Raw genomic sequence first — 7,323 nt, 5'->3', positions numbered from 1 at the left:
GCGCCCCCCTCGGGTTTTGCACGCCCCCCGCGCGCTTGTGGTCTTGCTGCGGGGGGGGGGGGGGGGGGGGGGGCCCCCGGGGGGGCCCCCCCCGCCCCCGCTGCACGCCGCCGAGCACGCGGCGATCGGCTTGCTCCCGCTGTTCGCGACCTGCGACCGGTGGGACATCGGTGGTGTCTCCACTGCCCTGCACGAACACACCGGTCGGGCCACGGTGTTCGTGCACGACGGTCATCCCGGGGGAGCCGGCTTCGCCGACCGCGGCTTCGCCGCGTTGTTCCCCTGGTTGGCCGCGACGCGGGAGGCGATCGTCTCCTGCGACTGCCCGGCGGGTTGCCCGTCCTGCGTTCAATCGCCGAAGTGCGGGAACGGCAATGAACCACTGGACAAGGCGGGGGCGGTGGCTGTTCTCGACGTGCTCTCGACCGCGCACGGGGGAGACGCCGGGCAGGGCTAGGGCCTACGGCGGATCGGGTGGGCGAGGGGGTTCGCCGGTCCCCCTCGTCCCCGCCGTCGGTCCCCATCGGGGGTGCCCAGCTGGACGGGTCGGGCGTCCAGTGCCCTGGCGACTCTGGTTCGCGGTCGAGGCGGGGTAGTTGCCCGCGACGACGAGTTCGGCCACGTCTTGGACGGCGTCGGCACCGATGCGCAGGGCGTCACCGATGATCTCGGGGGACGGCAACCGCCACCCGCAGACCTCCGGCTTGACCCGCCAGTGCACGACTCCGTGGTGGAAGGTGCTCGGGGGAACCGGCAGCCAGCTGCCGGCGCTGTGCCTGCGGACCGCTCCGGCCGCGACCAGCTCGGGGCACGCCGCGGTGGCCGAGCCCCCTGCGGCGAGGAAGTACCAGCGGGCGTCCGGGGTCGCCACGATCGGAACCGGAACGCCCAGCGAGCGCAGCGCCCGCGCGGTGCGCCTGCCCAGTTCGGCACCGGTCTCCAGCGCCTCGACCTGGTCACCGGTCGCGACGAGCAGGCTGTACGGCTGCTCGGACCACCACCGGGCGACCTGGTCGACGCCGGCACCGAGCCGGTCCTGCCAGTCCGCGTGCACGGGAACGGGGTGCGCAACACCCGCCGGGTGCGCGGCGTCGGAGCCGGACCAGGCGCGGGCGCCCGCCTCGGAACCGACCGGGAAGGTGCCGGGCAGCACCGACCAGCCGCGAGACGCCAGCTCGATGGCCTGCACCCGGAGCTCGATCCGGAAGGCGCCCGCCCACCCGGTGACACTGGCCTCCACGGCAGCACCGGCTCCTCCGGGAGCGTTCGCTCCGGAAGCGCTGGGCCCCCTGTCCGCTGACCAGTCCATTACCTCTCCTCACTCGACCGTGGCGGATGCCTTCGCACCGGTGTGGCCGCTGCCCCGCGACCGGTCACCTGAGACCGACCACGATGTCGGGATCTCCTGCTCGCTTCCGCTCCATCAATCAACGTCATCCCACCCGGCCTCGTACACCCCCCATGTCGATGACCGGTCGCTCAGCGGCGACGAGCGTCCGGTCGCCGAGAGGGGCGCTGATATGCCGGAGTGTCGGTTCGCGGCGACGTGATCGCGCTCACCGGTCGTTCAGCCGGGGCGCGGGACCGCTCAGCGCGGGCCGCCATCCGGCGAACGGGTGACAGGACCGGCCCTGGCACGCCCGGTGACCTGCGGTGACAGCCCGCCCAGGCCCATCGAGGCCCGAACTTCGACCAGGACGCGCGCGTCGAGACCGGCCAGCTCGCAGTCGAGGACCCGTGCCCGCATCTCCGCCGCGACCCCGCGGGCCGCGGCGCAGGCGGGCGCGCCGCCCTGCTGGGCCCGGGCCGCGGCGGCGAGCGCCGCCAAGTCCGCGGCGCCGTCCGCGCGGTGCCGGGCCAGCATGACCGATCCGAGCACCATGCCGAAACCCACGATCGCGATCACGCCGAGGACGAGGGCCGCGGCGAGCACGGTGGCGACCCCGCGATCGGTGACCTCCTCCCGTTCGTCGCTTCCGAGCCGGTCGTTCCGATCGGCCGGCCGGCGGCCGGGGGGGGGGGGGGGGGGGGGGGCGGCCCCCGCCCCCCCCCCCCCCCCCCCCCCGCTCCCGCTCATGCGGCGGGTCCCGGACTCGGTGCCGCTCGGGCGGGTTCGGCCAAGCCCCGGGCGGCCGGTGGCCCGCCCGCGGGCGGGAGCTCGGCGCCGGGGGCTGGTGGCCGGTCCGGCTCGTCCGATCCTGGCTCCACCGGGATCGGCGCATCCGGCTGCGGCGCTGCGGAGGCCTGCCCTGGGGGTTCCGGGGCCGTGGCGGCCGGCGCCTCGGGTTCCGGGGCCGCGGCGGCCCGGCTGCTCCGCCACTGCTGCGGCAGGAGTCCCGGACCGGACGGCGCGGTGACCTCCGCGATGACGAGCCCGCGCTCGGCCGCGAGCACCAGCTCGGATCCCGTCGGAGCCGACCGGGCCACCGCGGCGCGGGCGCCGTCGTGATCGCCCCTGGCCGCCAACCGGGCCGCTTCGACCGCGGCGTCGGTGCAGCGGAGCTGCCCGAGCAGCACCCCGAACGCGGCCAGCACGAGCAGGAACACCGCCATCACCGCGCCGATGCCGATCGCGGCCTCGACGGTCACCGCACCGCGATCCGCTGCCGCTCCACCGGCGTGGTCCGCTTCGGCGGAGGAGCGCCGGTTCCCCGCCGCACCGGACGGCGCGGTCATCCGACGCCGTCCTGCAAGGCGCGCTCGATCAGCGAGGTGAGCCCGTCGGTCACCGAGGCCCCGGTCACCACCGCGTAGAGCGCCCCGGCGAACGCCGCGGCGGCGATCGTGCCGATGGCGTACTCGGCGGTGCTCATCCCGCCGTCACCGCGGAACAGGGCCCGCCACCGCCGCCGGACTCGCCGCCGCGCGCCCGCGACCAGGTGCAGCCCGCCGTCGATCGTCCGCACCGCGCACTCGGTTCGAACCGTCATCACCTTCTCCTCTCCACCGCCGGTCGGCCCCCCGGCCTCCGCCATCGACATCCGTTCGCCGGGCGCACCCGCCCGGATTCCTCCCGCAGCGCACTGATCGCGCGGTCGCGGTCACCAGGGCAGCGGCAGGCGCTGCACCATGCCGACCACCACCGGGAGCACTCCCAGGCACAGGAACGCGGGCAGGAAGCACAGCCCCAGCGGGGCGGCGACCCACACCGCCGCGCGCTGGGCCCGCGCCTGCGCGCGATCCGCCAGCTCGGCGCGGGACTCGGCCGCCAGCTCGGCGGCGACCTCGGCCAGTGCGCTCCCGGTCCGGGCCGTGCGCCGGGCGGCTCTCGCCAGCTCGGCGGTGCCGGGATGGCGCAGCGCCGGGTCCCAGGCCGCGACCGGGTCGGCGCCGAGTTCCAGCAGTCCTGCCACCTCCCGCAACGCGTCCCCCGCCGCACCGGGCAACTCGGCGGCGACCGCGCGCACCAGCACCACCGGCGGCAGTCCGGCGCGCATCCCGGCGGCGAGCAGGTCCCATCCCGCGGCCAGTGCCAACGGGTCCACCGGTTCACCCGCCACCTGGCGCCGGAACCACCAGAAACCGACCGCCGCCAGCAGCAGCGCACCCACCGGTCCGCCGAGCAGCGCGCCGCACAGCCCGCCCACCACCGCCGCGAGCGCCGACCGCCGACCGCGGCACCACTCGGCCACCGCCGGGGACCACCCGGGTCGGGCGGGTGCGGGCGGCAGCCGCGCCCGGGCGGGACCGGACGGCACGACCAGCAGGCCCAGCCCGGCGAGCGCAGCGGCCCACGGCGCGCCGCTCCCGACGGCTCCGGTCAGCGCGGTGGCCCCGGCCAGTTCGGCGGCGCTCACGTCCGCACCACCGATTCGGTGAGCCGGACGGTCCACACCACGCCCGCGCACAACAGCGCCACTCCCCCGACCAGCAGCGCCTGCCCGAGCACCCCGTGCGCGTGCACCGCCCGCGGTGCCGCGCCGGAGAGCTGGCCCAGCAGGAGTCCGAGCAGCGGCAGCGCGGCGAGCACCACCGCCGTAGACCGCGGACCGGCGAGCTTCGCGTCCACGTCCCTGGCGAAGGCCACCCGGTGTTCCAGGTCGCGGCGCACGGAATCCAGCGGTTCGGCGAGCGCGACCCCGTGCCGATCGGCCAGCGCCCACGCCCGACCGGCGCGCGCCAGCGGGTCCGCTCGCGCCGGACCGGCACCGGCGGGGTCGGCGGCGGCCAGCAGCACCGCGGCCGGGTCCCCGCCGAGCCGCGCGGTGGCGGCGAGGTCCCGGAAGAGTCCTGCCACGGCCGGGTCGGACTCCGCCGCAGCGCCCTCGGCCGCCGCGGCCGGGTGTGCTCCAGCGCGCAGCTCCGCGACGAGCATCCGGAGCGCGGACGCGAGTGCGGCCGCCCGGGCGGTCCGCCGCCGATCCGCACCGCGTCCCCGCCACCACCAGATCCCCAGCGCGGCGAGCGCGGCGGCGGCGAGCAGGCCGCCGATCCCGGCGAGCGCGGTGCCGAACAGGACTCCGCCCAGCACCGCCCACGGGGCCGCGCCGAAGGACGGGGCGCGGCGCCGCACCGGTTCCGGCCCCGGCCGCACGGTGGCGATGCGGGTCCGGGCGCGGACGTCCGGCCAGGTCAGCAAGGCCATCGCGGACAGCAGTGCGCTCAGCACGGCAGATCACCCCCGCGCGCTCGCAGCAGCGCGAGCAGGTCCGGCCTGCCCTCGCCCCAGCCGGTGCCGCGTTCCCAGGCGGGCACCACGCGCACCAGGTCTCCCTCGCGGCGCAGCACCCCGATCTCGGCGAGGTACCTGCCTCCGCCGGTGGCGCGCCGGACGTGCAGCACGACCTGCACGGCCGCCGCGAGCTGGCTGTGCAGCGCCTGCCGGGACAGCCCGCCGAGCGCGGCGAGCGCTTCCAGCCTGGCCGGGACCTCGGCGGGCGAGTTCGCGTGCACGGTCCCGCCGCCCCCGTCGTGCCCGGTGTTCAGCGCAGCCAGGAGTTCGCAGACCTCCGCGCCGCGCACCTCGCCGACGATCAGCCGGTCGGGGCGCATCCGCAGCGCCTGGCGCACCAGGTCGCGGATGCGGACCTCGCCCGCGCCCTCCACGTTCGCCGGCCGGGTCAGCAGCCGGACGACGTGCGGGTGCTCGGGTCGCAGCTCCCCGGCCTCCTCCACGCAGATGATCCGTTCGGTCCGGCCCACCTCGCCGAGCAGCGCGGCGAGCAGGGTCGTCTTGCCCGCGCCGGTGCCGCCGGTGACCAGGAACGCGAGCCGGTGCCGGACGATCTCTCGCAGCGCGGTGGCGCGCTTCTCGTCGAAGGTCCCGAGGCGGCGCAGCGCGCCCACGTCGTGCGAAGCGGGCCGCAGCACCCGCAGGGACAGGCAGGTGCCGTCCGCGGCGATCGGTGGCAGCACCGCGTGCAGCCGCACCGCCTCCCCCGACTCCGCACCGGGCAGCCACGCGTCGACCCACGGTTGCGCTTCGTCCAGCCGGCGGCCGGTGGCGACCGCGAGCCGCTGGGCCAGCCGCCGCACCCCGTCGTCGTCGGGGAAGGTGACCGAGCAGCGACGCAGGCCGTCTCCCCGGTCCACCCACACCTGGTCGGGTGCGGTGACCAGCACGTCGGTGACCCGCGGGTCCCGCAGCAGCGGTTCGAGCACCCCGGCCCCGAGGAATTCCTGCTGCAGCGCGCGCAGCGCGGCGAGCAGGTCGGTGTCGGCGACGAGCCCGCCGGACTCCTCGCGGACGGCCGTGGCCACCGCGGACGGGTTGAGCGGTGCGCCGCTGCCCGCGAGCCTGCGGCGCACCCGTTCGATCAGCTCGGTGTGCACGACGCCACCGCCCGTCCGGCCACGAGTTCGTCCAGGACGCGGAGTACTTCGCCGGTGGCCCGGGCGATCGGCCCACGGCTGCCCGCCCGGGTGGCGCACAGCCCGCCGCGGTCCACGGCGGCGGCGAGCGCGGGCTGGGTCCGCAGCACCGCGAGCACCTCGACGCCCACCGCGCGTTCGACGTCGTCGACGCGCAACCCGCCCGGGGCCGGGCCGCGCACGACCGCCAGCACCGGCCCGGCCGCGTGCTCGCGCACCAGCTCGGCGGTGCTCGCCGCGGAGGCGCAGCCGCGCACTTCGGCCGGAACCACCAGGACGACCAGGTCGGCGCGCCGCAGCACTGCCGCCGCCGGTTCGAACGGCGTCCGCGGCAGGTCGCAGACCACCACGTCCCCGGCGCGCCGTCCCGCGTCGAGCACCGCGCGCACCGAGGTCGCGGTGGGGCCGTTCGCCGGGCCGCTCCGGTCGCAGGAGAGCACGGTGAGCCTGCCCCGCCCGAGGCGGCGGCCCGGCAGCGCCGCGCGCAGCGCACCCGACGGGATCCGGCCGTCACCGACCGACAACCCGGACCAGCGCAGCCCGGAGGAGCCCTCCACGCCGGCGGTCAGGTCGAGCCCACCACCGGCCGGATCGCGGTCCAGCAGCAGCGCGCCGTCCCCGCGACGGGCGGCGGTCACCGCGGTGGCCGCGGCCAGGGTGGACGCCCCGGCACCGCCCGCGCCGCCGAGCACGGCGAGCACCCGGCCGTCCCCGGGTGACGCGCGAGCGCCGTCGGCGACATCGGTGAGCAGCTCGACCAGCCGGAACTCCTCGGCGGGCGGACCGAGCAGCGCTTCCGCCCCGACCTCGAACGCCGGTCGCCACAGCGGTCCCACCCCGCCCCTCGTCAGCACCACGACGCCTGGCCGGCGCGGGAGTTCCGCGACCAGCGCCTCGGCGGCGGCCGGGCCGTCGAGCAGGACGAGCGCCGCATCCCGCCAGCGGTCGCCGGGGGCGGTCCCGCCGTCGTGCCGCCGCAGTTCGCAGCCCGCGACGGCGGCGAGGCGGGCGACGTCCTCAGCGAGCGCCTCGTCGGCGGTGATGAGCAGCGGCGTGGTGGTCGTGGACATGCGAGGTCCCCGTTCGGATCCGGGCTGATCGCGGGTGTCCGAAGGTGGTTCCGGCCGTTCTCCCGCTCGTCATCAACGGTGACCGAGGCGGAACCCCGCGTCGATCCCCGAATCGCGAATCTGTGGACGAAACGGGTACCTGTGGACAACCTGTCCCCCGGTTCAGCGAGCCGGATGGTCGGAGATTGCCGAAACCGAACCGCTGGTCAGGGAAAACCGCACATGCGCGCCACTTCGACAATGCCATTCCGATGGGGCGGAGAACTCGACCGGATGCGCCGGAGATCATCTCCCGGCAGCGCGGAAAGGGCCCGCGCCCGGTCGCGGGAACAATGGAAAGGGTGGCCCGGCAGCGCGGGAGCGGCGAAAGCCGAACGAGGGCGACCCGCCCGGTGGAAATGGGACGACCCCCGTCAGGGGGGAGGGACGGGGGTCGTCGAGA

At 76.9% G+C, this 7,323-nt stretch carries 9 protein-coding genes; 1 reads left to right on the top strand and 8 read right to left on the bottom strand.

What is annotated here, in order from left to right; translation table 11 throughout:
- On the top strand, positions 1-457 hold a 457-nt coding region (locus LCD31_RS09185), incomplete at its 5' end, for a Zn-binding domain-containing protein (protein ID WP_374201645.1).
- Positions 458-460: 3 nt separating this feature from the next.
- On the opposite strand, the gene LCD31_RS09180 is transcribed toward LCD31_RS09185, so the two are convergent.
- The 8 genes from LCD31_RS09180 to ssd all read right to left on the bottom strand — a co-directional run bounded on the left by LCD31_RS09180 (position 461) and on the right by ssd (position 6,881).
- Positions 461-1,240 carry a bifunctional DNA primase/polymerase gene (locus tag LCD31_RS09180; RefSeq protein ID WP_224957293.1) on the bottom strand — a complete coding sequence of 260 codons (780 nt, stop codon included), beginning with the start codon at positions 1,238-1,240 and terminating at the stop codon, positions 461-463.
- A 348-nt stretch (positions 1,241-1,588) separates the two neighbouring features.
- Positions 1,589-2,077, bottom strand: coding sequence for an Rv3654c family TadE-like protein (locus LCD31_RS09175; protein WP_255623087.1), 489 nt, complete (start codon positions 2,075-2,077; stop codon positions 1,589-1,591).
- Positions 2,074-2,676, bottom strand: coding sequence for a TadE family type IV pilus minor pilin (locus tag LCD31_RS09170; RefSeq protein WP_224957290.1), 603 nt, complete (start codon positions 2,674-2,676; stop codon positions 2,074-2,076). The genes LCD31_RS09175 and LCD31_RS09170 overlap by 4 nt, the downstream gene beginning before the upstream one ends.
- Positions 2,673-2,930 carry a DUF4244 domain-containing protein gene (locus LCD31_RS09165; RefSeq protein ID WP_224957289.1) on the bottom strand — a complete coding sequence of 86 codons (258 nt, stop codon included), beginning with the start codon at positions 2,928-2,930 and terminating at the stop codon, positions 2,673-2,675. The genes LCD31_RS09170 and LCD31_RS09165 overlap by 4 nt, the downstream gene beginning before the upstream one ends.
- 111 nt (positions 2,931-3,041) lie before the next feature.
- Positions 3,042-3,797, bottom strand: coding sequence for a type II secretion system F family protein (locus tag LCD31_RS09160; protein WP_224957288.1), 756 nt, complete (start codon positions 3,795-3,797; stop codon positions 3,042-3,044).
- Positions 3,794-4,609, bottom strand: coding sequence for a type II secretion system F family protein (locus LCD31_RS09155; protein ID WP_224957287.1), 816 nt, complete (start codon positions 4,607-4,609; stop codon positions 3,794-3,796). Before LCD31_RS09155 ends, LCD31_RS09160 begins: the two co-directional genes overlap by 4 nt.
- On the bottom strand, positions 4,603-5,772 hold the full coding sequence (locus LCD31_RS09150; RefSeq protein WP_224957286.1) for a TadA family conjugal transfer-associated ATPase: 1,170 nt from the start codon (positions 5,770-5,772) through the stop codon (positions 4,603-4,605). The genes LCD31_RS09155 and LCD31_RS09150 overlap by 7 nt, the downstream gene beginning before the upstream one ends.
- Complete coding sequence (gene ssd, locus LCD31_RS09145; protein WP_224957285.1) at positions 5,757-6,881, bottom strand: septum site-determining protein Ssd; 1,125 nt, start codon at positions 6,879-6,881, stop codon at positions 5,757-5,759. The genes LCD31_RS09150 and ssd overlap by 16 nt, the downstream gene beginning before the upstream one ends.
- Between the last annotated feature and the right edge of the window lie 442 nt (positions 6,882-7,323).

It is taken from the genome of Saccharopolyspora sp. 6M, assembly GCF_020176775.1.
GTDB classification, from domain to species: domain Bacteria; phylum Actinomycetota; class Actinomycetes; order Mycobacteriales; family Pseudonocardiaceae; genus Saccharopolyspora_C; species Saccharopolyspora_C gregorii.
Note: the sequence above shows the minus strand (reverse complement) of the source record. Positions and strands in the feature narration are given on the sequence as shown.